37 protein-coding genes are annotated in these 21929 nt (G+C 59.0%); 1 reads left to right on the top strand and 36 read right to left on the bottom strand.

Annotation, left to right across the window (positions count from 1 at the left end; all coding sequences use genetic code 11):
• Nucleotides 1-10 precede the first annotated feature (10 nt).
• Nucleotides 11-2086, top strand: coding sequence for a penicillin-binding protein 2 (mrdA, locus tag H8695_RS10530; protein WP_249301428.1), 2076 nt, complete (start codon nucleotides 11-13; stop codon nucleotides 2084-2086).
• A gap of 203 nt (nucleotides 2087-2289) precedes the next feature.
• On the opposite strand, the gene H8695_RS10525 is transcribed toward mrdA, so the two are convergent.
• The 36 genes from H8695_RS10525 to proS form a co-directional block, all read right to left on the bottom strand.
• Entirely contained in the window at nucleotides 2290-3321 is a 1032-nt protein-coding gene (locus H8695_RS10525) for an NAD(P)/FAD-dependent oxidoreductase (protein WP_249301426.1), read from the bottom strand.
• Between the two features lie 89 nt (nucleotides 3322-3410).
• On the bottom strand, nucleotides 3411-3641 hold the full coding sequence (locus H8695_RS10520) for a helix-turn-helix domain-containing protein (protein WP_249301424.1): 231 nt from the start codon (nucleotides 3639-3641) through the stop codon (nucleotides 3411-3413).
• Between the two features lie 238 nt (nucleotides 3642-3879).
• On the bottom strand, nucleotides 3880-4221 hold the full coding sequence (rplQ, locus tag H8695_RS10515; protein ID WP_249301422.1) for a 50S ribosomal protein L17: 342 nt from the start codon (nucleotides 4219-4221) through the stop codon (nucleotides 3880-3882).
• Between the two features lie 28 nt (nucleotides 4222-4249).
• On the bottom strand, nucleotides 4250-5200 hold the full coding sequence (locus H8695_RS10510; protein WP_249301420.1) for a DNA-directed RNA polymerase subunit alpha: 951 nt from the start codon (nucleotides 5198-5200) through the stop codon (nucleotides 4250-4252).
• A gap of 69 nt (nucleotides 5201-5269) precedes the next feature.
• The gene (gene rpsD, locus H8695_RS10505; RefSeq protein WP_249301416.1) at nucleotides 5270-5866 is read right to left on the bottom strand and encodes a 30S ribosomal protein S4; all 597 of its coding nucleotides are present in this window, start codon (nucleotides 5864-5866) and stop codon (nucleotides 5270-5272) included.
• Between the two features lie 21 nt (nucleotides 5867-5887).
• Nucleotides 5888-6289, bottom strand: a complete 402-nt coding sequence (gene rpsK, locus H8695_RS10500; protein ID WP_249301414.1) for a 30S ribosomal protein S11 — start codon at nucleotides 6287-6289, stop codon at nucleotides 5888-5890.
• Nucleotides 6290-6301: 12 nt separating this feature from the next.
• Nucleotides 6302-6670: a 30S ribosomal protein S13 gene (gene rpsM, locus H8695_RS10495; protein ID WP_249301412.1), complete on the bottom strand. Its 369-nt coding sequence runs from the start codon at nucleotides 6668-6670 to the stop codon at nucleotides 6302-6304.
• A 38-nt stretch (nucleotides 6671-6708) separates the two neighbouring features.
• Nucleotides 6709-6822: a 50S ribosomal protein L36 gene (gene rpmJ / locus H8695_RS10490; RefSeq protein WP_008516283.1), complete on the bottom strand. Its 114-nt coding sequence runs from the start codon at nucleotides 6820-6822 to the stop codon at nucleotides 6709-6711.
• Between the two features lie 124 nt (nucleotides 6823-6946).
• Entirely contained in the window at nucleotides 6947-7165 is a 219-nt protein-coding gene (gene infA / locus H8695_RS10485) for a translation initiation factor IF-1 (RefSeq protein ID WP_249301410.1), read from the bottom strand.
• Nucleotides 7166-7167: 2 nt separating this feature from the next.
• Nucleotides 7168-7446 carry a KOW domain-containing RNA-binding protein gene (locus tag H8695_RS10480; RefSeq protein ID WP_249301408.1) on the bottom strand — a complete coding sequence of 93 codons (279 nt, stop codon included), beginning with the start codon at nucleotides 7444-7446 and terminating at the stop codon, nucleotides 7168-7170.
• A gap of 16 nt (nucleotides 7447-7462) precedes the next feature.
• Nucleotides 7463-8212, bottom strand: a complete 750-nt coding sequence (gene map, locus H8695_RS10475; RefSeq protein WP_249301406.1) for a type I methionyl aminopeptidase — start codon at nucleotides 8210-8212, stop codon at nucleotides 7463-7465.
• The gene (locus H8695_RS10470) at nucleotides 8209-8853 is read right to left on the bottom strand and encodes an adenylate kinase (protein WP_249301396.1); all 645 of its coding nucleotides are present in this window, start codon (nucleotides 8851-8853) and stop codon (nucleotides 8209-8211) included. Before H8695_RS10470 ends, map begins: the two co-directional genes overlap by 4 nt.
• Before the next feature lie 16 nt (nucleotides 8854-8869).
• Nucleotides 8870-10147, bottom strand: coding sequence for a preprotein translocase subunit SecY (secY, locus tag H8695_RS10465; protein ID WP_249301394.1), 1278 nt, complete (start codon nucleotides 10145-10147; stop codon nucleotides 8870-8872).
• A gap of 1 nt (nucleotide 10148) precedes the next feature.
• A complete protein-coding gene (rplO, locus tag H8695_RS10460) occupies nucleotides 10149-10589 on the bottom strand; it encodes a 50S ribosomal protein L15 (protein ID WP_249301392.1) in 441 nt (146 codons plus the stop codon).
• A gap of 23 nt (nucleotides 10590-10612) precedes the next feature.
• Complete coding sequence (gene rpmD / locus H8695_RS10455; protein ID WP_249301390.1) at nucleotides 10613-10813, bottom strand: 50S ribosomal protein L30; 201 nt, start codon at nucleotides 10811-10813, stop codon at nucleotides 10613-10615.
• 14 nt (nucleotides 10814-10827) lie between these two features.
• Entirely contained in the window at nucleotides 10828-11373 is a 546-nt protein-coding gene (gene rpsE, locus H8695_RS10450; RefSeq protein WP_249301388.1) for a 30S ribosomal protein S5, read from the bottom strand.
• 14 nt (nucleotides 11374-11387) lie between these two features.
• Complete coding sequence (gene rplR, locus H8695_RS10445; RefSeq protein WP_249301386.1) at nucleotides 11388-11747, bottom strand: 50S ribosomal protein L18; 360 nt, start codon at nucleotides 11745-11747, stop codon at nucleotides 11388-11390.
• 17 nt (nucleotides 11748-11764) lie between these two features.
• Nucleotides 11765-12316 (bottom strand): 50S ribosomal protein L6, encoded by a 552-nt coding sequence (gene rplF, locus H8695_RS10440; protein WP_249301384.1) that lies wholly within the window; start codon nucleotides 12314-12316, stop codon nucleotides 11765-11767.
• Between the two features lie 19 nt (nucleotides 12317-12335).
• Entirely contained in the window at nucleotides 12336-12734 is a 399-nt protein-coding gene (gene rpsH, locus H8695_RS10435; protein WP_249301382.1) for a 30S ribosomal protein S8, read from the bottom strand.
• Between the two features lie 26 nt (nucleotides 12735-12760).
• Complete coding sequence (locus H8695_RS10430; protein ID WP_249301380.1) at nucleotides 12761-12946, bottom strand: type Z 30S ribosomal protein S14; 186 nt, start codon at nucleotides 12944-12946, stop codon at nucleotides 12761-12763.
• A 14-nt stretch (nucleotides 12947-12960) separates the two neighbouring features.
• Nucleotides 12961-13503 (bottom strand): 50S ribosomal protein L5, encoded by a 543-nt coding sequence (rplE, locus tag H8695_RS10425; RefSeq protein WP_249301378.1) that lies wholly within the window; start codon nucleotides 13501-13503, stop codon nucleotides 12961-12963.
• 13 nt (nucleotides 13504-13516) lie between these two features.
• The gene (gene rplX, locus H8695_RS10420) at nucleotides 13517-13834 is read right to left on the bottom strand and encodes a 50S ribosomal protein L24 (RefSeq protein ID WP_249301376.1); all 318 of its coding nucleotides are present in this window, start codon (nucleotides 13832-13834) and stop codon (nucleotides 13517-13519) included.
• Between the two features lie 15 nt (nucleotides 13835-13849).
• Nucleotides 13850-14218 carry a 50S ribosomal protein L14 gene (gene rplN, locus H8695_RS10415; protein WP_249301374.1) on the bottom strand — a complete coding sequence of 123 codons (369 nt, stop codon included), beginning with the start codon at nucleotides 14216-14218 and terminating at the stop codon, nucleotides 13850-13852.
• A gap of 40 nt (nucleotides 14219-14258) precedes the next feature.
• Complete coding sequence (gene rpsQ / locus H8695_RS10410; protein WP_249301372.1) at nucleotides 14259-14516, bottom strand: 30S ribosomal protein S17; 258 nt, start codon at nucleotides 14514-14516, stop codon at nucleotides 14259-14261.
• Between the two features lie 26 nt (nucleotides 14517-14542).
• Complete coding sequence (gene rpmC, locus H8695_RS10405; protein ID WP_249301370.1) at nucleotides 14543-14734, bottom strand: 50S ribosomal protein L29; 192 nt, start codon at nucleotides 14732-14734, stop codon at nucleotides 14543-14545.
• Nucleotides 14734-15168, bottom strand: coding sequence for a 50S ribosomal protein L16 (gene rplP / locus H8695_RS10400; protein ID WP_249301368.1), 435 nt, complete (start codon nucleotides 15166-15168; stop codon nucleotides 14734-14736). The genes rpmC and rplP overlap by 1 nt, the downstream gene beginning before the upstream one ends.
• Nucleotides 15168-15836, bottom strand: a complete 669-nt coding sequence (gene rpsC, locus H8695_RS10395) for a 30S ribosomal protein S3 (RefSeq protein WP_249301366.1) — start codon at nucleotides 15834-15836, stop codon at nucleotides 15168-15170. The genes rplP and rpsC overlap by 1 nt, the downstream gene beginning before the upstream one ends.
• A gap of 19 nt (nucleotides 15837-15855) precedes the next feature.
• A complete protein-coding gene (gene rplV / locus H8695_RS10390) occupies nucleotides 15856-16191 on the bottom strand; it encodes a 50S ribosomal protein L22 (protein WP_249301364.1) in 336 nt (111 codons plus the stop codon).
• Nucleotides 16192-16219: 28 nt separating this feature from the next.
• Complete coding sequence (rpsS, locus tag H8695_RS10385) at nucleotides 16220-16498, bottom strand: 30S ribosomal protein S19 (RefSeq protein ID WP_249301362.1); 279 nt, start codon at nucleotides 16496-16498, stop codon at nucleotides 16220-16222.
• A gap of 28 nt (nucleotides 16499-16526) precedes the next feature.
• On the bottom strand, nucleotides 16527-17360 hold the full coding sequence (gene rplB / locus H8695_RS10380; protein ID WP_249301359.1) for a 50S ribosomal protein L2: 834 nt from the start codon (nucleotides 17358-17360) through the stop codon (nucleotides 16527-16529).
• 19 nt (nucleotides 17361-17379) lie between these two features.
• The gene (gene rplW, locus H8695_RS10375; RefSeq protein WP_249301357.1) at nucleotides 17380-17673 is read right to left on the bottom strand and encodes a 50S ribosomal protein L23; all 294 of its coding nucleotides are present in this window, start codon (nucleotides 17671-17673) and stop codon (nucleotides 17380-17382) included.
• On the bottom strand, nucleotides 17673-18299 hold the full coding sequence (gene rplD, locus H8695_RS10370) for a 50S ribosomal protein L4 (RefSeq protein ID WP_249301355.1): 627 nt from the start codon (nucleotides 18297-18299) through the stop codon (nucleotides 17673-17675). Before rplD ends, rplW begins: the two co-directional genes overlap by 1 nt.
• A 25-nt stretch (nucleotides 18300-18324) precedes the next feature.
• Nucleotides 18325-18957: a 50S ribosomal protein L3 gene (gene rplC / locus H8695_RS10365; RefSeq protein WP_249301353.1), complete on the bottom strand. Its 633-nt coding sequence runs from the start codon at nucleotides 18955-18957 to the stop codon at nucleotides 18325-18327.
• 98 nt (nucleotides 18958-19055) lie between these two features.
• Entirely contained in the window at nucleotides 19056-19367 is a 312-nt protein-coding gene (gene rpsJ, locus H8695_RS10360) for a 30S ribosomal protein S10 (RefSeq protein ID WP_249301351.1), read from the bottom strand.
• Between the two features lie 435 nt (nucleotides 19368-19802).
• Nucleotides 19803-20270 carry a hypothetical protein gene (locus tag H8695_RS10355; RefSeq protein ID WP_249301349.1) on the bottom strand — a complete coding sequence of 156 codons (468 nt, stop codon included), beginning with the start codon at nucleotides 20268-20270 and terminating at the stop codon, nucleotides 19803-19805.
• A 42-nt stretch (nucleotides 20271-20312) separates the two neighbouring features.
• Nucleotides 20313-21752: a proline--tRNA ligase gene (gene proS / locus H8695_RS10350; protein WP_249301347.1), complete on the bottom strand. Its 1440-nt coding sequence runs from the start codon at nucleotides 21750-21752 to the stop codon at nucleotides 20313-20315.
• Between the last annotated feature and the right edge of the window lie 177 nt (nucleotides 21753-21929).

Below are 21929 nucleotides of genomic sequence, written 5' to 3'. Positions count from 1 at the left end.
GGAGACTCGAATGATTTTCAAAGACCAGAACCAGATCAAACGAAATACCGGCCGCTTTGTCGTGCTGATCGCCGTGACGCTGCTGCTCGCGATTCTGTATGTGTTTCGCCTGTCGAATTTACAGATCACAAAGGGCGCCGACTACGCCGAGCAGGCGAATAAGCGCGTCTACCGCACCGTGCCCATCTCGGCGACGCGCGGGGAGATTCTCGACCGCTACGGCCGGCCCTTTGTGACCAACAAGATGGGCTTTTCGGTCATCATCGACCGCGCCCTGCTGCAAAAGGAGACCCAAAACGAGGTCATCCTGCGCCTGCTCGAGGAGGTGCCCGACGAGAACATCGCTTTCACCGACTCGCTGCCGGTGAGCATGCCCCCCTACGAGTACCTTGCGGACGCCGAGGACTCCACCAAGTACCAAAAGCAGCGTGAAAAGCTCACAAAACAGCTCGATCTCGAGGCCGACGCCACGGCGCAGCAGCTCATGGACGCGCTCGTCGAAAAGTACGATCTTGCGGCTTTCACCCGCACCGAACAGCGGCACCTCGCGGGCGTGCGCTACGCTATGGAGCTGTCGAACTTCTCGCTGTCGACCCCGTTCACCTTTGCCACCGACGTGGACCTGACCACTGTCACCGCCATCAAGGAGCGCTACACCGAGTTTCAGGGGGTGGATGTGCTCATCGAGCCGGTGCGTGAGTTCACCGGCACCGTCGCCGCCCAGATTCTCGGCCAGGTCGGCCCCATTTTCAAGGATGAGGCCGAGGACTATCTCGCCGAGGGCTACCAGCTCTCCGACACCGTCGGCAAAGAGGGCATCGAGCGCACCATGGAGCAGTACCTGCGCGGCAAGTCGGGCGTGAAGACCATTGAGCAGAACAAGTACGGCACCGTCACCAATATCACCGTCACCGAAGAGGCGGTGCCCGGCAACAACATCGTGCTCACCCTCGACCGCGATCTGCAGGAGACGGCCGAAAATTCGCTTGAGAAGACCATCCAGAACATCGCCTCGAAGAATGCTGCGAGCAGGAAAGCCGGCTGGGATGCGAATGCCGGCTCGGCTGTGGTGCTCGATGTCAAGACCGGCGAAGTGCTCGCCATGGCAAGCTACCCGAGCTACGACCCGGCGACCTACTACCAGAACTTCACCGAGCTCAGCACAGACCCTGACAAGCCCATGTTCAACCGTGCCATCGGCGGCGCCTACGCGCCGGGCTCGACGTTCAAGATGGCCACAGCCATCGCCGGGCTCGAGAGCGGCACCGTCACCCCGAAAGACACCGTCACCTGCCGGGGCGTCTACACCTACTACTCGCCCTACAACTACCTGTGCTGGCTCTACACCGACACGGGACGCGTACACGGCACGGTGAACGTGGTGGGTGCGCTCAAGGGCTCATGCAACTACTACTTCTACGAGGTGGCCCGGCTCGCGGGCATTGACGTGCTCGTCGAGTGGTGCGAGAAGCTCGGCTTCGGTCAGAAGACCGGCATCGAGCTGCCCGGCGAATCGGCCGGCATTCTCGCAAGCCCCGCCTACCGCGAGAAGCAGGGCCAGCCCTGGTACTCGGGCGACACGCTTCAGGCGGCCATCGGCCAGAGCTACCATCTGATCACCCCTCTGCAGCTGTGCAACTATGTGGCGACCATCGTCAACGGCGGCACTCGCTACCAGCCCCATCTGGTCAAGTCGGTCAAGAGCTACCGCCACGACGAGACCATCCTCGAGGTGGAACCGACCGTCGTCGAGGAGCTGGGTCTCAGCGACAGCACTTGGACCGCGGTCATGGAGGGCATGCGCTCGGTCACCGAGGACGGCACCGCGAGCTCGGTGTTTCGCAACTACCCCATCAAGGTCGGCGGCAAGACCGGTACGGCCTCGGTGTCCAGCGGTTCGGCCACGGGCGTGTTCGTCTGCTTTGCACCCTATGACGACCCCGAGATCGCCATTGCCGTCGTGGTCGAGCACGGCGCGCACGGCAACACCGTCGCCCCGGTTGCGCGCGACATCATGGACGTCTACTTCGCCCAGAAAGAGGCCAACAAAAACGACCTCTCCCCCGAAAATACACTAATCCCCTAATAGACAACAACAGAGGGCCGCGGCTTGAAGCCGCGGCCCTTTTTTCTGCAGTGTGCACGTCCTCGGACAGAGAGCGCTGGGGTCTCCCGCAGGTGTCCGGCCCGCCCCTGCCGCGAAGCGGACAGAGGCGGACTCCCCGGTGAATACAGACCCCGGGAGCCTCGACGCTGCGCGTTGGACAGAGGCGGGCTGAGCCTGTATCGTCACGGTTCTCCCATCTCGGCAAAGGTCGCGGCCAGGCGCGCGACAAAGCGCCACTGGCGCGCCATGTAGCCGTGCAGCTCACGCGTGGCCTCGCGGTAGGCGTCACCCACTCTGTCGGGCCGGTCGAAGTGCCCGTCAATGGCCATGGCAGCGGCCCGGCCGCTCTCAATCGCGGCGGAGATCCCCTCGCCCATGGGGTTGAGAAAGCCCGCCGTCTCCCCCGCGAACAGAATCCGCCCGCCGCCCGTGTCAACCGGGCAGCCGGGGCGCACGCGGGGCATCAACCACTTCTCCCGGCGCAGCTCACGCTCGATGCGCAGACCGTGGGTCTGCGCCATGTAGGCGAGAAAACGCCTGTGGTACTCCGGGAGCCCGCGGGCGCCCGGCGCCGATACCCCGAGCACAAGCTGGCCGTCCTTGACATTGAACCAGGCGTCGTATCCCGACAGCTCGGGCTGGAGATAGGCGTAAAAATAGTGGGGGTCCAGCTCAATGCGCCCCTCGCAGAAGCACTGGACTGTCTGAACGACATCGGGCCGGCCACCGGTGAGCTTGCGCCGCAGCGCGCTGACACCCCCCTCGCAGTTGAGCACATAGCGCGCCCGCTCGGTGACAAGCCCGCCGCCGCGCATAACAACCGACACACTGTCGGGGCCCGTCTCACAGGCCAGCGCCGCCGTGCCGTCGATCAGCCGCGCGCCGCGGGCGGCGGCGCGGCCGGCGAGCCAGTGGTCAAAGCCGCTGCGCCAGATGTTGAGCCCCGGCTGTTCAAAGCGGTACTCGCGCCCCCGGTCATCGGTGAAAACCATGCCCCGGTTCTCGGCCGGCGCACAGGTGACATGGCCGGGAACCGTCTCGCCAAAGCAGCTCTCCACAAGCCCCAGTGTCTTGCGGATGAGAATACCCGAGCAGGACTTGTTGCGCGGCAGGTGAAACTTTTCCACCAGCAGCACCGCGCGCGCCCTCGCGGCGAGCGTTGCCGCCGCCGCGCTCCCCGCCGGGCCCGCGCCGACTACGATGACGTCATACATGGCGTCTCCTCCCCTGTTATGTTCGGCAGATGAAAATCAGAATTATCATATGCTGTCAGCCGGTATCTGTCAAGGCTCATGCGGCACGCTCACTCGTGCGGGGGGCGAAAAAGGTCCGCTTCGGATATGCCGAACTCCGCCGCGAGATAAAAGGCGACGCTCACATCCATCTCATCGGGCAGATCGTCCCGCTCGAGCCGCCTGACCCACTCCGCCGAAACGCGCATGACGTGCGCCATCTGTTCCACGGTGTACCCCCGCTCGAGCCGAAGCCGCCTGACGTTTTCACAGAACACCTGTCGCTCTCTGTTAATATCCATCACGCCACCCCTTTTGTATGATAGCTATACTATACCACATCTGCAATTATATTTTTTTAAAATATACGTCTGGCGTATGAAGATTTTTTCCGGCGGCTCGTGCATTTCATCAGCCGCACGCAAAAAGGGAGAGAGAACAGACTGTTCTCTCTCCCTTTTATCCAGAGACTCCGTCGCCCTTGTGCGTGGTCGGTGTCGGGTCGTCTGAAAAGGCGACTCAGTCTCTGGACAAGCGCACTCAGATGAGCTCAAGAATAGCCATCTCGGCAGCGTCGCCGCGCCGCGGGCCGATCTTGTAGATTCTGGTGTAGCCGCCGTTGCGGTCGGCATACTTCGGGCTGATCTCGTCAAAGAGCTTCTTGACGACATCCTCCTTGGTGATGTAGCTGAGCGCCTGGCGTTTGTTGTGCAGTGTATTCTCCTTGCCGAGGGTGATCATTTTCTCAGCAATCGCGCTGACTTCCTTAGCTCTCGTCACGGTTGTCTCGATCTTGCCGTTCTCGAGAAGGAAGGTGACCATCGCCCTGAGCATAGCTTTTCTGTGATCGGTCGGCCGACCGAGTTTACGGGTTCCGGGCATATGCGATACCTCCTTTGCAAATTACAGGTTAGTCCTCTTCTTTTTTGAGGTACAGTCCGAGGCTCTCGAGCTTCTGAATGACCTCCTCCAGGGACTTGCGGCCGAGATTGCGCACTTTCATCATGTCCTCTTCGGTGCGCTCGATGATGTCTTCGACCGTGTTGATCCCGGCGCGCTTGAGGCAGTTGAACGACCGCACGGACAGGTCGAGCTCCTCAATGGTCATCTCAAGAACCTTTTCTTTTCTCGTCTCCTCTTTCTCGATCATGACCTCGACGTTCTTGGCCTCGTCGGACAGGTCGATGAAGAGATTGAGGTGTTCGCTCATGATCTTCGCCCCGAGGGAGAGGGCCTCTTTCGCCGCAATGGTGCGGTTGGTCCAGACCTCGATGGTGAGTTTGTCATAGTCGGTCACATGGCCGATGCGGGTGTTTTCGACCGTGTAGTTGACTTTGGTCACCGGCGCGTAGATCGAATCGATCGGGATGATGCCGATCACGGGCTGCAAAAGCTGCTTGTTGCGCTCGGACGAGACGTAGCCCCGCCCACGGCCGACGGTGATCTCCATGTAGAGCTTCGCGTCGGCGGACAGGCTCGCAATGTGCAGGTCGGGATTGAGAATCTCGACGTCCGCGTCGGTGATGATGTCGCCTGCGGTCACTTCACACTCGCCCTGGGCGTCAATGTAGATGACCTTCGGGCTGTCCGAGTGGACCTTGCAGATGAGCTCCTTGATGTTTAAGACGAGCTCCGTCACATCCTCCTTGACACCGGGGACGGTGGAGAACTCGTGCTGCACTCCGTCGATCTTGATGGAAGTCGCGGCGTAGCCCGGCAGCGACGACAGAAGAATTCTGCGCAGCGAGTTGCCGAGGGTTGTGCCGTAGCTTCTCTCAAGCGGCTCCACGACAAATTTGCCGTAGGAACCGTCGTCGCTCAGCTCCAAAATTTCAAGTTTGGGCTTTTCGATTTCGATCATTCAAGACCCTCCTTATAAATGGCGGTAGCCGCCGCAAAATGGTGATGGCGTTGAGGGTGGTGAGTATGATTACTTGGAATACAACTCAACGATCAGGTGCTCCGCGACCTCAAAGTCGATATCGCCCCGCTCGGGCAGATTGACGACCTTACCGCTGAAAGAGTCCTTATCCTTGTCAAGCCATTTCGGCGTCACGCGGGTGGCGTTCGCCTCGACGACCTCTTTGAATTTCTCGCTCTGGCGGCTCTTCTCCTTGATCGCGATCACGTCGCCCGCATCCACCAGAAACGAGGGGATGTTGACCTTCTGACCGTTCACGGTGAAGTGGCCGTGGTTGACGAGCTGGCGGGCCTCACGGCGGGTGTTGGCATAGCCGAGACGGAACACCACGTTGTCGAGCCGGCGCTCGAGCAGCTGCAGAAGCACCTCACCGGTGACACCCTGCGACTTGGCGGCTTTTTCATAATATTTATGGAACTGGTTTTCCAGAACACCGTAGATGAATTTGACCTTCTGCTTCTCCTGAAGCTGCAGGCCGTACTCACTCTGTTTTCTTCTCATGTTCTGCTTCTGGTTGCGGTTGGAGCTCTTCGAGATTCCCATCACAGCAGGAGAAATGCCAAGTGTCTTGCATCTCTTGAGAATCGGCTGCGTGTTTTTAGCCATGAAACGTGTCCTCCTTCTCCGTTATACTCTTCTTCTCTTAGGCGGTCTGCATCCGTTGTGGGGGATCGGCGTGACATCTTTGATCATGTTCACTTCGAGACCCGCGGTCTGCAGCGCACGGATGGCAGCCTCACGGCCGGCGCCCGGGCCCTTGACATAGACCTCGACCGACTTGAGACCGTGCTCCATCGCAGCTTTCGCCGCCGTCTCGGCCGCGGTCTGCGCCGCAAACGGCGTGGACTTTCTCGAGCCGCGGAAGCCGAGGCCGCCGGAGCTCGCCCAGGAGAGAGCGTTTCCGTTGACGTCAGTGATCGTGACGATGGTGTTGTTGAATGTGGATGCGATGTGCGCGGCGCCGCGCTCAATGTTCTTTCTCTCGCGGCGGCGGCGGGTCGTGCCCCTCTTCGCTGTTACTTTAGCCATGATTCGCCCTCCTTACTTCTTCTTGTTCGCAATGGTCTTCTTCGGGCCTTTGCGGGTTCTGGCATTTGTCTTGGTTCTCTGGCCGCGCACCGGCAGGCCCTTTCTGTGGCGGATGCCGCGGTAGCAGCCGATCTCGGTCAGACGCTTGATGTCGAGCGCGCGCTCACGGCGCAGGTCGCCCTCGACGGTGTAGTCCTTGTCGATGCAGTCGCGCAGCTTCGCAATATCGTCCTCGCTGAGATCCTTGACGCGGATGTCAGGGTTGACGCCAGTCTTTTCCAAAATCTCGTTTGCACGCTGTCTGCCGATGCCATAGATGTAGCAAAGGCCAATCTCGACTCTCTTCTCGCGGGGAAGGTCGACGCCAGCAATTCTTGCCATTTATACTTGCACCTCCTAGTTGGATGAAAGGGCCGGATTCAGCCCTGTTTCTGTTTGTGTTTGGGATTCTCGCAAATGACCATGACTTTGCCTTTTCTCTTGATGATCTTGCACTTCTCGCAGATCGGTTTGACACTGGGTCTGACTTTCATTTGGGTTCACTCCATTTCTCCGTGTCACTGACGATGAGTGCTCCCCCGCCGTCTGCACGGGTCGGCGCCGGGGGAGCGCGCAGGCCTGCGCGCTCATGGAATCTTTATACGAATATTACCTGGTTTACTTCCCTCTCCAGGTAATTCTCCCCTGAGTGGGATCGTAGGTCGAGATCTCAACGGTCACTTTGTCACCGGGTAGTATTCTTATAAAGTTCATTCTCAGCTTGCCCGAGATGTGGGCAAGAATAATCAGTCCGTTTTCCAGTTTGACCCGGAAGGTCGCGTTGGGCAGCGCCTCTGTGACGATACCCTCCAGCTCGAATACATCATCTTTCGCCAAAGCTATCCCTCCTCGTGTTGGCTGTCGCAGATCTCGGCGAGCGCCCGGCGAATCTCGGGATTCGTCAGCCGTTCGCCCGCGAGGATCTTCTCGCAGATCGGATGGCCCCCCGGGGCGTAGAGAGCGAGGTGGCGGCGGTTTTTGCGCTTGGGCTTTTCATAGCGCCGCACTCTCCCGTCCACGAGATAGACGAAGTTGTCGTCCGTCTCCAGAACGAGGAAGAGGTTCCCCTTGTCTCTGCCCGAGGTCGACATCACGACCGAAGACTTCTTGATTTCCAATCGAACACCCCCAGCCTCAGGCCACGGTGAGCAGAATCGGCTCACCGTCTGTGATGGCAATGGTGTTTTCATAGTGCGCGGAGAGCGCGCCGTCGGCGGTCACGACCGTCCACCCGTCGCGAAGACGGCGGACATTCGGTGTGCCGGCGTTGATCATGGGTTCGACCGCGATGGTCATGTCGCGCTGCAGGCGGATGCCGTGGCCCGGGCGGCCATAGTTCGGCACCTCCGGGTCCTCGTGGAGCGCCTGGCCCACACCGTGGCCGACGTATTCGGTCACGACGCCGTAGCCGAGCGGCTCGACATAGCTCTGCACAGCGTGGCCGATGTCGCCGATGCGCCCGCCCGGGCGCGCGACTTTCATCGCCTCAAAGAAGCTCTGGCGCGTCGCATCGATCAGGCGCTGCGCGTCGTCGCTGATGCGTCCCACCGGGAACGTGTTCGCGCAGTCGCCGTGGTAGCCCCCGATGAGGGCCCCGACGTCCACACTGACAATGCTCCCCTCGGCGAGCACGCGGCTCTTTGACGGAATGCCGTGGATGACTTCGCTGTCGACCGAGATGCAGGCGCTCGCCGGGAAGCCGCCGTAGTGGAGAAAGGACGGCACCGCGCCCGACTTCACAATGAAGTCGTGCACGAGCCGGTCAATCTCCCAGGTGGTCACGCCGGGGGCGATGGCCTCGCCCGCCAGCTTGAGCGCGCCCGCGGCAATGTGCCCTGCGCGCCGCATCGCTTCGATCTCTTCGTTTGACTTTAGCAGTATCATACGTTTTTCAGGCTCTCCAGCACCTTGGACATCTCCGCGGTCGTGTCGGCGACTTCCTCCTGGCCGATCACGATCTTGAGCAGCCCCTTGGAGTGGTAGTACTCCTTGAGCTCCTCGGTCTGGCTGTGGAACACATCAAGGCGCTTCTTGACGGTCTCGGGGTTGTCATCCGCGCGGATGACAAGCTTCCCGCCGCACTTTTCGCACAGCTCGCCCCGCTCGGACGGGTTGTACTTGACGTGGTAGCTCGCGCCGCAGCTCTCGCAGCAGCGCCGCCCGCCCATGCGCTCGATGATGGCCTCATCCGGCACCTCGATGCTCACCACGGCGTCGATCGAGACCCCCATTTTCTCAAGGGTCTCGGCCTGGGCCGGGGTGCGCGGGAATCCGTCGAGAATGAAGCCGTTTGCACAGTCAGACTGAGACAGTCTCTGCTTGATCAGATTTACCACGACCTCGTCCGGCACGAGCGCGCCCTGGTCCATGAACTTCTTGGCCTCAAGGCCCAGCTCGCTGCCCTCGGCAATGGCCGCGCGCAGAATGTTGCCGGTCGAGATGGATGGGATGTGGTAGTTCTCCGAGATGATTTCCGCCTGGGTGCCTTTGCCGGCGCCCGGGGCTCCGAGTAATATCAGTTTCACAGATCGATCCTCCCGATTATTCAAGGAAGCCCTTGTAGTGTCTCATCAGCATCTGGGATTCCATCTGTTTGACGGTTTCCAACGCGACGCCGACCAGAATCAGAACCGACGTGCCGCTGAAGGACAGGTTGATGCTCGTGAAGTTCGTCAGGATGATCGGAATCGCGGCGATGATGGCCAGAAACAGCGCGCCGAACAGCGTGATCTTCGAGGTGACTTTCGCAATGAAGTCGCTCGTGGGCTTGCCGGGACGGATGCCCGGGATGAAGCCGCCGTTCTTCTTGATGTTGTTGGACATCTCGACGGGGTTGAACTGAATCGCCACATAGAAGTAGCTGAACAGGATGATCAGAATGAAGTAGAGCGCTGCGTAGACGGGCGAGCTTGTCGAGAACATGTTCAAAAAGCCTGCCCAGAAGCCGGTGGTCGGCTTGTTCGGCAAAAACGCCACGATGGTCGCCGGCAGAGAAACAATCGCCGAGGCGAAGATGATCGGCAGAACGCCGGTCATGTTGACCTTGATCGGCAGATGTGAGCTCTGGCCGCCGTACATCTTGCGGCCCACGACGCGCTTTGCGTACTGGATCGGGATGCGGCGCTCGGCGTTGGTGATCCACACCACGAACGCGACGATCGCGAGCGCGCCGACGAGCAGCGCAATCACGCCGATGATGTTGAGCGTGCCCACCTGCATATAGGCGATCAGGCTCTGAATCGACGGGATGGCCCGCGCGATGATACCGGCAAACAGGATGATCGAGATGCCGTTGCCGATGCCCTTGTCGTTGACCTGGTCGGCGAGCCACATCAGCAGCGCCGTACCGGCGGTGAAGGTCGCCACGATCACAAGGCCCGGGAAAAAGCCCTTCTCGGACACGGCGCCGTAGCTGTTGAGCACGGCGTAGTAGCCGAAGCCCTGCACCATGCCGAGCGCGATGGTGACGTAGCGGGTGATGCGGGTGAGTTTCTTTCTGCCCTCGTCGCCGTCCTTGGACATGCGCTCAAGAGCGGGAATGGCAACGGTCAGCAGCTGGATGATGATCGACGCGTTGATGTACGGCGTGATGGACATGGCGAACAGGGTCGCCTGGGCAAACGCGCCGCCGGTCAGCATGTCGAAGTAGCCGAAGATCGTGTCGGAGTTGGCCTGCAGAAAGGCCTGAATGGCGGCCGGATTCAAAAACGGCACTGGGATCGCGCAGCCCACTCGAAACACAACAATGATCATCAGCGTGAACAGAATTTTGTTTCTTAACTCTTTGATTTTCCAGGCGTTTCTAATCGTCTCAACCATGTTACAGTACCTCGGTCTTTCCGCCGGCAGCCTCAATCTTCTCTTTGGCAGAGTTCGAGAATTTCGCCGCCTTTACGGTCAGCTTCTTCTGGATGTCGCCGTTTCCGAGGATCTTGACGCCGTCGTAGGCCTTTTTGACCAGACCCTTTGCGCTCAGCTCCTCGAGGGAGACGGTGGCGCCGTCCTCAAAGACATTGAGGTCGCTGACGTTGACGATGGCGTAGCGGGTGGCAAAGATATTGTTGAAGCCTCTCTTCGGCAGACGTCTCTGCAGCGGCATCTGGCCGCCCTCGAAACCGGGGCGAACGCCGCCGCCCGAGCGGGCTTTCTGGCCCTTGTGGCCGCGGCCGCCGGTCTTTCCGTTGCCGGAGCCCGCGCCTCTGCCCTTTCTGTAGGCGTGCTTGACGGAACCTTCAGCAGGAGAAAGTTCGTGCAGTTTCATTCGTTGCACCTCCTTATCAGTGATTAACCTTCTGTGACTTCCACCAGGTAGGAAATCTGGTTGATTTTACCGGTGGTCTGAGCGTTGCTCGGCTGAGAGACGGTGTCGCCGATCTTTCTCAGGCCCAGCGAGTTCGCGGTGGCAATGTGCTTTTTATGCCGGCCGGCGAGAGACTTGACGAGCTTGATCGTGACCATCTTCTCGGTGTCTTTTTTTGCAGCCATGTGTTAAGCCCTCCTTATTCGGATACCGCAGCGGTCTCGGTTTCAGGCGCTGCGGCCTTGGCGGAGGTGATCTCCGACAGGGAAATGCCGCGGATCTTGGCGACCTCGTCTGCGTTTCTCAGAGCCTTGAGGCCCTCGAGCGTGGCGTTGACGACGTTGCGCGGGTTGTTCGAGCGCAGGCACTTGGTACGGATGTCGCGGATGCCGGCCATCTCGATGACGGCGCGGGCAGGGCCGCCGGCGATAACGCCGGTACCGGTAGGAGCCGGTTTCAAAAGCACGCGGCCGGCGCCGAAGCTGCCGATGATCTCGTGGGGGATGGACGTGCCTTTCAAAGCGACTTTTACGATGTTCTTCTTCGCGTCCTCAATGCCCTTGCGGATCGCGTCCGGAACCTCGGAAGCTTTGCCCAGGCCGCAGCCAACATGACCATTGCCGTCGCCGACCACAACCAGGGCGGCAAACTTGAAGATACGGCCGCCTTTGACGGTTTTGGAGACGCGGTTAATCGCAACGACTTTTTCTTTTAAGTCCATTGTTGACGGATCAATTCTTTGCATTCTCATATCCTCCCTTAGAATTTGAGGCCGCCCTCGCGGGCCCCCTCGGCGACTTCTTTGACACGCCCGTGGTAGAGGTAGCCGCCGCGGTCGAACACGACCGATTCGATGCCCTTTTCCTGAGCTGCCTTGGCGATTGCCAGACCGACCTTTTTCGCCGCGTCCTTGTTGCCGCCGTAGCCGTCGATGTCCTTATCTAAAGTGGAGGCAGAAGCCAAAGTCACGCCTTTTGTGTCGTCAATGATCTGAGCGTAGATATTGGAAAGAGAACGGTACACACAGAGTCTCGGAGTCGAGGCGGTGCCGCTGATCTTGTTGCGGACTCTCTTGTGCCGTTTCGCTCTGGCTTTGTTTGAATCGACTTTACTGACCATGAATCTTCTCTCCTTTCTTACTTCTTAGCACCCTTACCTGCCTTGCCTTCCTTGCGGCGGACAACCTCGGTAGCGTACTTGATGCCCTTGCCCTTATAGGGCTCCGGCGGTCTCTTCTCGCGGACTTCCGCGGCAAACTGGCCGACGGCCTGCTTGTCGGGGCCGGAGATGACGATCTTATTCGGATTCGGCACATCGATGGTGATGCCCGGGATCTCCTCCATGACGACCTGGTGCGAATAGCCCAGGTTCATCACGAGCTGTTTGCCCTGCTTCTGCACACGGTAGCCGACGCCGTTGACCTCGAGCTCTTTCGAGAAGCCGTTTGTCACGCCCTCGACCATGTTGGCCAGAAGCGTTCTCGTCAGGCCGTGAAGCGCCTTGTGCTCTTTATCCTCAGAGGGGCGCTCGACGGTGACGACGTTGCCCTCCACTTTCAGCACCATATCGCTGTGCAGGTTCTGTTCGAGCGTACCTTTGGGGCCCTTGACGGTGACGTGGTTGCCGTCGCCGATTTTGACTTCTACGCCTGCGGGTATCTCAATTGGTTTGCGACCGATACGGGACATTGTTTGCACCTCCTATGATTTACCACACAAACGCAAGGACCTCGCCGCCGACGTTGAGCTCGCGAGCTTTCTTGTCAGTCATGACGCCCTTACTTGTGGAGATGATGGCGATACCGAGCCCTCTCATGACGCGCGGCATATCCTCGCAGTTGGAATAGATGCGAAGGCCGGGTTTCGAGACTCGGCGCAGCCCCGTGATGACGGAGGATTTGTTCGGACCGTACTTGAGCGTGATCTTGATCATGCCCTGCTTGTCGTCTTCCATCACCTGGTAGTTTTTGATGTAGCCCTCTGTCTGCAATATCTCTGCAATCGACTTCTTCATGTTGGAAGAAGGGACTTCTACCGTATCATGCTTGGCTGAGTTCGCATTGCGGATGCGGGTCAGCATATCAGCGATCGGATCTGTGATTTGCATTTGCTCTTACCTCCTTTGGGTGTTTATTACCAGCTGGCTTTTTTCACGCCTGGAATCTGGCCTTTGTAGGCGAGCTCCCTAAAGCAGATACGGCAGACGCCGTACTTGCGGAGATAGGCATGGGGCCGGCCGCAGATTTTGCAGCGGTTGTAGTGGCGCGTGGAGAACTTCGGGGTTCTCTGCTGTTTGAGTTTCATCGAAGTCTTTGCCATGTTCTATCCCTCCTTTATGCTTTAGCGAACGGAGCGCCCATCAGGCTGAGCAGCTCGCGCGCTTCCTCATCGGTGTTTGCCGTTGTGACGAAAACGATGTCCATCCCGCGGATCTTGTCGATTTTGTCGTACTCGATCTCGGGGAAAATCAGCTGTTCTCTGATGCCCAGGGCATAGTTGCCGCGGCCGTCAAAGGAGTTGGGGTTGATGCCGCGGAAGTCACGAACGCGCGGCAGCGCAACGTTGAAGAGCCTGTCGAGGAATTCGTACATCTTCTCACTGCGCAGCGTCACCTTGACGCCGATGGGCATGCCCTCGCGCAGCTTGAAGTTCGCCACCGACTTTCTCGCCCGGGTGACGACCGGCTGCTGGCCGGTGATCATGGCGATCTCGGAGACGACCGTGTCAATGACCTTGCCGTTGTCCTTGGCGTCGCCGCAGCCGACGTTGATGATGATCTTGTCGAGCTTCGGGACCTGCATGACAGAGGTGTACTCAAATTTCTTCATCAGGGCCGGGACGACCTCGGCCTTGTACATATCTTTTAAACGAGCCATCTGTTACCCTCCCTTACAGCTCAGCGCCGCAGTGCTTGCACACGCGAACTTTGTTGCCGCCGTCGAGAATCTTCATCGAAATTCTCGTGGGCTTGTTGCACTTCGGGCAGTAGAGCATAACCTTGGAGGCGTACATGGCGCCCTCGGCTTTGATGATGCCGCCGGCCTCGCCCTGACGGCGGGGCTTGACGTGCTTGGTGACAATGTTGATGCCCTCGAGGATGACCTTGCTCTCGCTCGGCGAGACCTCGATGACCTTGCCCTTTTTACCCTTGTCTTTGCCGGAGATCACGTAGGCGGTGTCTCCCTTTTTGACATGTAATTTGTTCATCTTTTACCCCTCCTGTCAAAGGACTTCCGGCGCAAGGGACAGGATCTTCATATAGTCCTTGTCACGCAGCTCTCTTGCGACCGGTCCAAAGATACGGGTACCTCTGGGGTTTTTATCGTCTCTGATGATGACCGCTGCGTTCTCGTCGAAGCGGATGTAGGAGCCGTCCGGGCGGCGCTTGCCCTTGACCGAGCGGACAATGACCGCTTTGACAACCTCACCCTTTTTCGCTGTGCCGCCGGGCGCAGCTTTCTTGACAGAGGCTACAACGACATCACCGATATTCGCATATTTCCTGCCGGTGCCGCCGAGCACGCGAATGCACATGAGCTCTTTCGCGCCCGTGTTGTCGGCAACCTTGAGGAGAGTTTGCATTTGAATCATGGTGGTTCCTCCTTCTCAGGTAAATCGAGGCGAACGCAGCTTATTTCGCCCTCTCGATGATTTTGGTAAGCCGCCATCTCTTGTCCTTGGACAGCGGTCTGGTCTCCATAACGGCAACCCGGTCGCCGACTTTGCACTCGTTGTTCTCGTCGTGCGCTTTCAGCTTGTAGGTTGTCTTGATGATCTTTTTATACAGAGGGTGGGCGACGCGGTCCTCGATGGCGACGACGATGGTCTTGTCCATCTTATCGCTGACGACCTTACCCACTCTGGTCTTGCGAAACGCTCTCTCGCTCATGAATTTTCCTCCTTTTCAATACGCCGTTACTTCGACTCTTTTTCCTTGAGAACTGTCAGTACGCGAGCGATGGATTTTTTGACCTCCACCATTTTCTGAGGGTTCTCAAGCTGGTTGACGGCATGTTGAAATCTCAGGTTCATCAGCTCGCTTTTGAGATCTTTGAGCTTTGCGCTCAGTTCAGCGGGAGAAAGCTCCCTGATTTCTTTCATAGTCATTAGCTCTCACCACCCGTTCCATTCTGCATTTCCCTGGAGATAAACTTGCACTTGCAGGGCAGCTTGTGCGCTGCGAGACGCATGGCCTCGCGGGCGATCTCCTCGGAAACGCCGCCGATTTCAAAGAGGATTCTGCCGGGTTTGACCACGGCGACCCAGTACTCCGGCGAGCCTTTACCGGAACCCATTCGGGTCTCGGCCGGCTTCTCGGTGACCGGTTTGTCGGGGAAAATCTTGATCCAGACCTGGCCGCCTCTCTTGGTGTAACGCGTCAGCGCGACACGGGCCGCCTCAATCTGGTTGCCGGTGATCCAGCAGGGCTCGGTGGCTGCCAGCGCGTAATCGCCGTAGGCGATCTTGGTGCCGCGGGTCGCGACGCCTTTCATTCTGCCGCGCTGGACTCTTCTGTATTTGACTCTCTTCGGAATTAACATTACTTTTTGCCTCCTTCCGAACTCACCTGTCTCTTGACTGCCGGAAGGACTTCGCCTCTGTAGATCCAGACCTTCACGCCGATTCTGCCGTAGGTGGTGTTCGCCTCGGCAAAGCCGTAGTCGATGTCGGCCCGGAGGGTCTGCAGCGGAATGGTGCCCTCGTGGTAGTGCTCGGTGCGGGCGATCTCGGCGCCGCCGAGACGGCCGGAAACTTGAATTTTGATGCCCTTGGCGCCCAGTCTCATGGTGCGGCCGATGGACTGCTTCATCGCGCGGCGGAACGAGATTCTCTTCTCGAGCTGCGCGGCAATGTTCTCGGCGACGAGTGTGGCGTTCAGGTCGGGGACCTTCACCTCAACAATGTTGACGAGAACGGTTTTGCCGATCATCTTCTCAAGGCTCTGGCGGATCTTCTCGATCTCAGCGCCGCCCTTGCCGATGATCAGGCCGGGTTTTGCACAGTGGATGAACACCTTGACCTTGGAATTGTCCCGCTCGATCTCGATGCGGGGAATTCCGGCGTCGTAGTGGTTTTTCTTGAGATATTTTCTGATCTTGGCATCCTCAACCAGCGTGTCGCCGAACACGGCGTCTTTGACAAACCAGCGGGAGTCCCAGTCTTTGATCACACCGACACGCAAGCCGTGCGGATTTACTTTCTGACCCATATGCTACCTCCTTACCCGATTATTCTTTCTCTTTGAGGACAACGGTGATGTGGGAAGTCCTCTTCAAAATGCGGAACGCTCTTCCCTGCGCGCGCGGCATGACTCGTTTCATAACCGGGCCCGGGCAGACAAACGCCTCTGCGACATACAGTTTATCCCTGTCCATATGGTGGTTGTTCTCAGCATTTGCGCAGGCGCTCTTGAGAAGCTTCTCAAGGTATTCGCTGGCTCCCTTCGGTGTGTGCTTGACGGTCGCCATCGCCACATCATAGGGCTTGTTGCGAATCAGGTCCAGAACAACTTTGACCTTGCGCGGCGCGATGCGTGCATGTTTAACAATAGCTCTCGCTTCCATGGTGACATCCTCCTTTCAAGGCTCGAAATTATTTCGCGTTGCTCGTTTTTGAACCGGAGTGCCCGCGGAACAGGCGCGTCGGAGCAAACTCACCGAGCTTGTGGCCGACCATGTCCTCCTGGATGTAGACCGGCACGTGCTTTCTGCCGTCGTGCACGGCGATGGTGTGGCCAACGAAATCCGGGAAGATGGTGGACGCGCGCGACCAGGTCTTCAGCACGCGCTTCTCGCCGGTCTTGTTCAGCTCCTGTACTCTCTTCAACAAAGCGGCCTCTACGTACGGGCCTTTCTTAATGCTTCTGCTCATTTAGTCGGTTCCTCCTTTCAAGTGTGGGTTATTTCCCGTTTCTTCTCTTCACGATGAACTTGTCGGTACGGTTCTTCTTGGAGCGGGTCTTGTAACCAAGAGCCGGCTTGCCCCAAGGAGTCATCGGAGAAGGCTGACCCACAGGAGACTTGCCCTCACCACCGCCGTGCGGATGGTCGCAGGGGTTCATAACGGAACCGCGCACGGTCGGACGCCAGCCCATGTGGCGCTTGCGGCCGGCCTTGCCGATGGAGACGTTCTCGTGGTCGATGTTGCCGACCTGGCCGATGGTGGCCTTGCAGTTCAGGCGGATCAGGCGAACCTCGCCCGACGGCAGACGAACCTGGGCGTAGTCGCCCTCTTTGGCCATGAGCTGAGCGCTGTTGCCGGCCGAGCGCACGAGCTGCGCGCCCTTGCCGGGGTAGAGCTCGATGTTGTGGATGATGGTGCCGACCGGGATGCTGCCGATGGGCAGAGCGTTGCCCGGCTTGATGTCGGCCGCGGCGCTCGAGACGATCTTGTCGCCGACCTTGAGGCCCTGGGGCGCGATGATGTATCTCTTCTCGCCGTCCTCATACTGCACAAGGGCGATGTAGGCCGAGCGGTTCGGATCGTACTCGAGGGTCATGACCGTCGCCGGCATCTCCATCTTGTCGCGCTTGAAGTCGATGATGCGGTATTTTCTGCGGTTGCCGCCGCCCTGGTGGCGCACGGTGATCCTGCCGTAGCTGTTTCTGCCGGCCTTGTTGCTCAGAGGCGCCAGCAGGCTTCTCTCAGGCTTGACTTTGGAGAGCTCCTCGAAAGTCGGCACTGACATAAATCGACGGGCAGGAGTGGTGGGTTTGAATTTTTTGATAGCCATTTTCGTTCCTCCTTTTCGATTACATCATGCCCTCGAAGAACTCGATGGGCTTGGAGTCTGCACTCAGCTTGACGATGGCTTTTTTGTAGCCGGCGCGTCTGCCGAGGTGGACGCCGAGGCGCTTCATCTTGCCCTTCATGGTGATGGTGTTGACAGCGTCAACCTTCACCTTGAAGATCTCTTCGACTGCGGCTTTGATCTCGGTCTTATTGGAATCGGGGTGAACCTTGAATGTGTAGACTTTCTCGGCCACGCCCTGCATGCTCTTCTCGGTGATGACCGGTTTGAGAATGATATCGTAGGCGGTTTTCATTACGCGTACACCTCCTCGATTTTCTGTGCCGCATCCTGCACGACGACGAAGTTATCGTACTTGAGGATGTCGTACACGTTGAGGTTTTCCACAACCGCGGTCTTGACGCCCGGCAGATTTCTCGCCGAGAGCACCAGGTTGCGGTTGACTCCGTTTGTGACGATCAGGGTCTTCTGTCCGCCCAGGCCCAGGCCCTCGAGCAGCGAGACCACCTTTTTGGTCTTGATGGCGTCGAGCTCGGCGCTGTTCAGAACGAACAGGCTGTTGTCGACCACCTTGGAGCTCAGCGCCGACTTCAGAGCCAGGCGCTTGACTTTCTTGTTGAGCACCACGCGGTAGCAGCGGGGCTTCGGGGCAAAGGCGACGCCGCCGTGGGTCCACTGGGGCGCGCGGGTCGAGCCCTGGCGGGCGCGGCCGGTGCCTTTCTGGCGCCAGGGTTTGGCGCCGCCGCCGGAGACCTCGGCGCGGGTCAGCGCGCTCTGGGTGCCCTGTCTCTGGTTCGCGAGATACGCGACGACCGCCTGGTGGAGAACGGTCTTGTTGACTTCTACGCCGAACACGCTGTCGGACAGCTCCATGCTTCCGACTTCCTTGCCGGCCATATCATAAACTTTCACGTTAGCCATTTCATTTCCTCCTTTCCAAAAGCCCTTACGCTTTCACGCTGGTCTTGACCATGATGACGCCGCCCTTGGGGCCCGGGATCGCGCCCTTGACAACCAGCAGGTTGTTCTCGGCGTCAACCTTGACGACATCGAGGTTCTGGATGGTCACCTGCTCGGCGCCCATGTGGCCCGGCAGTTTCTTGCCCGGCATGACGCGCGACGGGTCGGTCGCGGAGCCGTTGGAGCCGGCGTGGCGGTGGACAGGGCCGCCGCCGTGGGACGTCGGGGTTCTGCCGTGGCCGTAGCGCTTGATCGTACCGGCGTAGCCCTTACCTTTGGAAATGCCCGTGACGTCGATGCGGTCGCCCTCGGCGAACTTCTCAACGGTGATCACGTCGCCCACATTGAGTTCCGCGGTGTTGTCGAGCTGGAACTCGCCGAGCACCTTTTTGTAGGGCGCGCCGCCCTTGTCGAAGTGGCCCTTCATGGGCTTGTTGACCTTGCGCTCGGGAATGTCCTCATAGCCGAGCTGAACGGCGTCGTAGCCGTCGGCCTCGACCGTCTTCTTCTGGACGACGACGCAGGGGCCCGCTTCGAGAACCGTGACGGGGATGAGCTTTCTGTCGGCATCAAAGATCTGAGTCATGCCGAGCTTCTTCGCGATAATGCCTTTTTCCATTGTTGTTACCTCCTATGGTTATTGGTTGAGAGCAGCCGCTCCCAACATGACCCGCCCGCGTTTCGCGGGCTGTAAACCGTCTGTGGCGGTGGGTGTGCTTACAGTTTGATCTCGATCTCGACGCCGGCCGGCAGCTCCATGCCCATGAGGGCTTCGACGCACTTCGGCGAGGGCTTGAGAATGTCGATCAGGCGCTTGTGGGTTCTCATCTCGAACTGCTCGCGGGAGTCTTTGTACTTGTGGACCGCGCGCAGGATGGTGACGATCTCTTTCTTGGTGGGCAGCGGGATGGGACCGGACACGGCGGCGCCGTTTCTCTTCGCGGTCTCCACGATCTTCTCGGCCGACTGGTCGATCAGGTTGTGGTCGTAGGATTTGAGCCGGATGCGGATTTTCTCTTTGACAGCCATTTTTTTGCCTCCTAAAATGAATTTGTGGTGATTTTAGATGGCGACTAGCAATTTGTTTACACTGTTCCGTGTGTTTCTTCTCGTGACATAAAAAAACCGAATTAAACTGCGGCAGTTAATTCGGACATACTTATCCCGGTCTCCATGCTCATCGTGTGCCGCAAGCACATTGCCGCCATGGAGCGGTCGCATCACGATTTGGCTTCACGGGGAAGCCTCGAATGCTGCTATGTCGTCGCCCGATTCCCGGACATACTCAGCGGAAAAACCCACTTGCGTGGCAACCTCCCGCGTCATCGCAGACCTAATCATGCTACAATAGAATACAACAAAGTCCGGCCAAATGCAAGGTTTTTTTGCATTTTGGGCCGGACTTTTTTTGGTGGTGAAAAGGGGCTCAACATCTTGTGGTACGGGGCTTTTTTGCCCCCAGAACTAGTCCTCGCGGCGCTTGCCGAAGAGGCCGCCCTCGCGCGGCGGGCGCACGCGCGTCGAGGTCGGAAAGAGCTTGTCAAGCTCAGCCTTGAAATCGGCGTAGTCGCCCCGGCGCAGCAGATAGGGGTAGACGTGGTAGCTCGAGCCGTTGACGCGCAGAATCTCGAGATCCTTGACTTTGCCTTTCTCATCGGTCCACTCGACAATGTTGCGGACATTCTTGTAGGACACACCGAAGCCCTTCATGAAGACACCCTTGGACATCATGATGACCTTGTTGTCAAAGTCGATGGTCGCGTATTTGAAGTAGCGCAGCCCCATCTCGATGGCGAGCATCAGCCCGAACATCAGGTAGAGCACACCGATGAGATCCTTGGTTTGAAGCCACATGTTAAAGCTCAGCGCACACCCGACGAGCGCGAGAAACGCCACGGCGAGCCAACCGATCGAGCCACGGTATTTTTTCATAGTCATCCTCCAAAATCAGGTTTCGCCAAGAAGCTCTGATTTTTAGTACGCCTTGCCCCAGTAGACCATGCTCTTCGCCTTTTTGCCGCAGACGACGCAGGTGTCCGAGAGGTGTTCCTGCTCAAAGGGCATGCAGCGCGAGGTCACGCCGGCCCTGTCCTTGAGAGCGAGCTCGCAGGCCTCGTCGCCGCACCACATGGCCTTGATGTAGCCGCTCTCGCGGTTTGCAATGTCAATGAGCTCGTCGAGGGTGAGAGCGGTGAATGTGCGCCGCTCGCGGTTCTCGAGCGCGCGCTGGAAGAGCCGGTCGTGCACGCCCTGTAAGAGCGCGGGCATGCGCCCGGCGAGCTCGGCGAGCGCCACCACGGTCTTTTCGCGGTTGTCGCGCGCGACCACCACGCAGTTGCCGCTCTCAATGTCGCGCGGGCCGATCTCGATGCGCAGCGGCACGCCTTTCATCTCATATTCGGCGAACTTCCAGCCGGGGCTGTTGTCGCTGTCGTCGACCTTGACGCGCACGCCCGCCGCGGCGAGCTCGTCGCGCAGGCGCGCGGCCACCTCGAGCACGCCGCCCTTGTGGGCCGCGATGGGGATGATGACCGCCTGAATGGGCGCCACGGCGGGCGGCACCACGAGGCCGTTGTCGTCGCCGTGGGTCATGATCATGCCGCCGATGATGCGCGTGGACATGCCCCACGAGGTCTGGTGGGGATACTGGAGCTTGTTTTCGCGGTCGGTGAACTGAATGCCGAACGCGCGCGCAAACCCGTCGCCGAAGTAGTGGGAGGTGCCGCTCTGCAGCGCCTTGCCGTCGTGCATGAGCGCCTCGATGGTGTAGGTCGCCTCGGCGCCGGCGAACTTCTCCTTTTCGGTCTTCTGGCCCTTGACCACCGGCATCGCGAGGCAGTTCTCCACAAAGTCGGCATAGACATTTAACATCTGCTCGGTCTCGGCGATGGCCTCCTCGGCAGTGGCGTGCATGGTGTGGCCCTCCTGCCACCAGAACTCCATCGTGCGCAGAAACGGGCGGGTGGTCTTCTCCCACCGCACGACCGAGCACCACTGGTTGTAGAGCTTGGGCAGGTCGCGGTAGGAGTGGATGATGTTTTTGTAGTGTTCGCAGAAGAGAGTCTCGCTCGTCGGGCGCACACAGAGGCGCTCGGTGAGTTTTTCGCTGCCGCCGTGGGTGACCCAGGCGACCTCGGGCGCAAAGCCCTCGACATGGTCCTTTTCGACCTGGAGCAGACTCTCGGGGATGAACATGGGCATCATGACGTTCTCGTGGCCGAGCGCCTTGAAACGCCGGTCAAGCTCGTCGCGGATGTTCTCCCAGATGGCGCAGCCGTAGGGCTGAACCACCATGCACCCGCGCACCGAAGAGTAGTCGGCGAGCTCCGCTTTGCGCACCACGTCGGTGTACCATTTGGCAAAGTCCACATCCATGGACGTAATTTCCTTGACGAGTTTTTCCTGCTGTTTCATAGCGCTCACTCCGAATAACAGTCGTTTTGTTGTGATTAGACCTATTTATTATATAATATTGTGCACTTTTGTCAATCTTCCCCCCGGGAACTATAGTTCCCGGGGGACCCCGTTTATTTGTATGTGCGGTGGCGCTCCAGTTCGCGTTACACGCTCACTCATGCGAACTACAGTTCC

Source organism: Feifania hominis, assembly GCF_014384765.1.
In the GTDB taxonomy this organism is placed as follows: domain Bacteria; phylum Bacillota; class Clostridia; order Oscillospirales; family Feifaniaceae; genus Feifania; species Feifania hominis.
This window is presented reverse-complemented; position numbering and strand designations above follow the sequence as displayed.

Bases quoted from the DNA above. Each gene is read 5' to 3' on its own strand.
- mrdA (WP_249301428.1), top strand. From the start codon at position 11: ATGATTTTCAAAGACCAGAACCAGATCAAACGAAATACCGGCCGCTTT.
- H8695_RS10525 (WP_249301426.1), bottom strand. From the start codon at position 3,321: ATGTATGACGTCATCGTAGTCGGCGCGGGCCCGGCGGGGAGCGCGGCG.
- H8695_RS10520 (WP_249301424.1), bottom strand. From the start codon at position 3,641: ATGGATATTAACAGAGAGCGACAGGTGTTCTGTGAAAACGTCAGGCGG.
- rplQ (WP_249301422.1), bottom strand. From the start codon at position 4,221: ATGCCCGGAACCCGTAAACTCGGTCGGCCGACCGATCACAGAAAAGCT.
- H8695_RS10510 (WP_249301420.1), bottom strand. From the start codon at position 5,200: ATGATCGAAATCGAAAAGCCCAAACTTGAAATTTTGGAGCTGAGCGAC.
- rpsD (WP_249301416.1), bottom strand. From the start codon at position 5,866: ATGGCTAAAAACACGCAGCCGATTCTCAAGAGATGCAAGACACTTGGC.
- rpsK (WP_249301414.1), bottom strand. From the start codon at position 6,289: ATGGCTAAAGTAACAGCGAAGAGGGGCACGACCCGCCGCCGCCGCGAG.
- rpsM (WP_249301412.1), bottom strand. From the start codon at position 6,670: ATGGCAAGAATTGCTGGCGTCGACCTTCCCCGCGAGAAGAGAGTCGAG.
- rpmJ (WP_008516283.1), bottom strand. From the start codon at position 6,822: ATGAAAGTCAGACCCAGTGTCAAACCGATCTGCGAGAAGTGCAAGATC.
- map (WP_249301406.1), bottom strand. From the start codon at position 8,212: ATGATACTGCTAAAGTCAAACGAAGAGATCGAAGCGATGCGGCGCGCA.
- secY (WP_249301394.1), bottom strand. From the start codon at position 10,147: ATGGTTGAGACGATTAGAAACGCCTGGAAAATCAAAGAGTTAAGAAAC.
- rplO (WP_249301392.1), bottom strand. From the start codon at position 10,589: ATGAAACTGCACGAACTTTCTCCTGCTGAAGGTTCCGTCAAGCACGCC.
- rpmD (WP_249301390.1), bottom strand. From the start codon at position 10,813: ATGGCTGCAAAAAAAGACACCGAGAAGATGGTCACGATCAAGCTCGTC.
- rpsE (WP_249301388.1), bottom strand. From the start codon at position 11,373: ATGCAAAGAATTGATCCGTCAACAATGGACTTAAAAGAAAAAGTCGTT.
- rplR (WP_249301386.1), bottom strand. From the start codon at position 11,747: ATGGTCAGTAAAGTCGATTCAAACAAAGCCAGAGCGAAACGGCACAAG.
- rplF (WP_249301384.1), bottom strand. From the start codon at position 12,316: ATGTCCCGTATCGGTCGCAAACCAATTGAGATACCCGCAGGCGTAGAA.
- rpsH (WP_249301382.1), bottom strand. From the start codon at position 12,734: ATGCAAATCACAGATCCGATCGCTGATATGCTGACCCGCATCCGCAAT.
- H8695_RS10430 (WP_249301380.1), bottom strand. From the start codon at position 12,946: ATGGCAAAGACTTCGATGAAACTCAAACAGCAGAGAACCCCGAAGTTC.
- rplE (WP_249301378.1), bottom strand. From the start codon at position 13,503: ATGGCTCGTTTAAAAGATATGTACAAGGCCGAGGTCGTCCCGGCCCTG.
- rplX (WP_249301376.1), bottom strand. From the start codon at position 13,834: ATGAACAAATTACATGTCAAAAAGGGAGACACCGCCTACGTGATCTCC.
- rplN (WP_249301374.1), bottom strand. From the start codon at position 14,218: ATGATTCAAATGCAAACTCTCCTCAAGGTTGCCGACAACACGGGCGCG.
- rpsQ (WP_249301372.1), bottom strand. From the start codon at position 14,516: ATGAGCGAGAGAGCGTTTCGCAAGACCAGAGTGGGTAAGGTCGTCAGC.
- rpmC (WP_249301370.1), bottom strand. From the start codon at position 14,734: ATGACTATGAAAGAAATCAGGGAGCTTTCTCCCGCTGAACTGAGCGCA.
- rplP (WP_249301368.1), bottom strand. From the start codon at position 15,168: ATGTTAATTCCGAAGAGAGTCAAATACAGAAGAGTCCAGCGCGGCAGA.
- rpsC (WP_249301366.1), bottom strand. From the start codon at position 15,836: ATGGGTCAGAAAGTAAATCCGCACGGCTTGCGTGTCGGTGTGATCAAA.
- rplV (WP_249301364.1), bottom strand. From the start codon at position 16,191: ATGGAAGCGAGAGCTATTGTTAAACATGCACGCATCGCGCCGCGCAAG.
- rpsS (WP_249301362.1), bottom strand. From the start codon at position 16,498: ATGAGCAGAAGCATTAAGAAAGGCCCGTACGTAGAGGCCGCTTTGTTG.
- rplB (WP_249301359.1), bottom strand. From the start codon at position 17,360: ATGGCTATCAAAAAATTCAAACCCACCACTCCTGCCCGTCGATTTATG.
- rplW (WP_249301357.1), bottom strand. From the start codon at position 17,673: ATGAAAACCGCCTACGATATCATTCTCAAACCGGTCATCACCGAGAAG.
- rplD (WP_249301355.1), bottom strand. From the start codon at position 18,299: ATGGCTAACGTGAAAGTTTATGATATGGCCGGCAAGGAAGTCGGAAGC.
- rplC (WP_249301353.1), bottom strand. From the start codon at position 18,957: ATGGAAAAAGGCATTATCGCGAAGAAGCTCGGCATGACTCAGATCTTT.
- rpsJ (WP_249301351.1), bottom strand. From the start codon at position 19,367: ATGGCTGTCAAAGAGAAAATCCGCATCCGGCTCAAATCCTACGACCAC.
- H8695_RS10355 (WP_249301349.1), bottom strand. From the start codon at position 20,270: ATGAAAAAATACCGTGGCTCGATCGGTTGGCTCGCCGTGGCGTTTCTC.
- proS (WP_249301347.1), bottom strand. From the start codon at position 21,752: ATGAAACAGCAGGAAAAACTCGTCAAGGAAATTACGTCCATGGATGTG.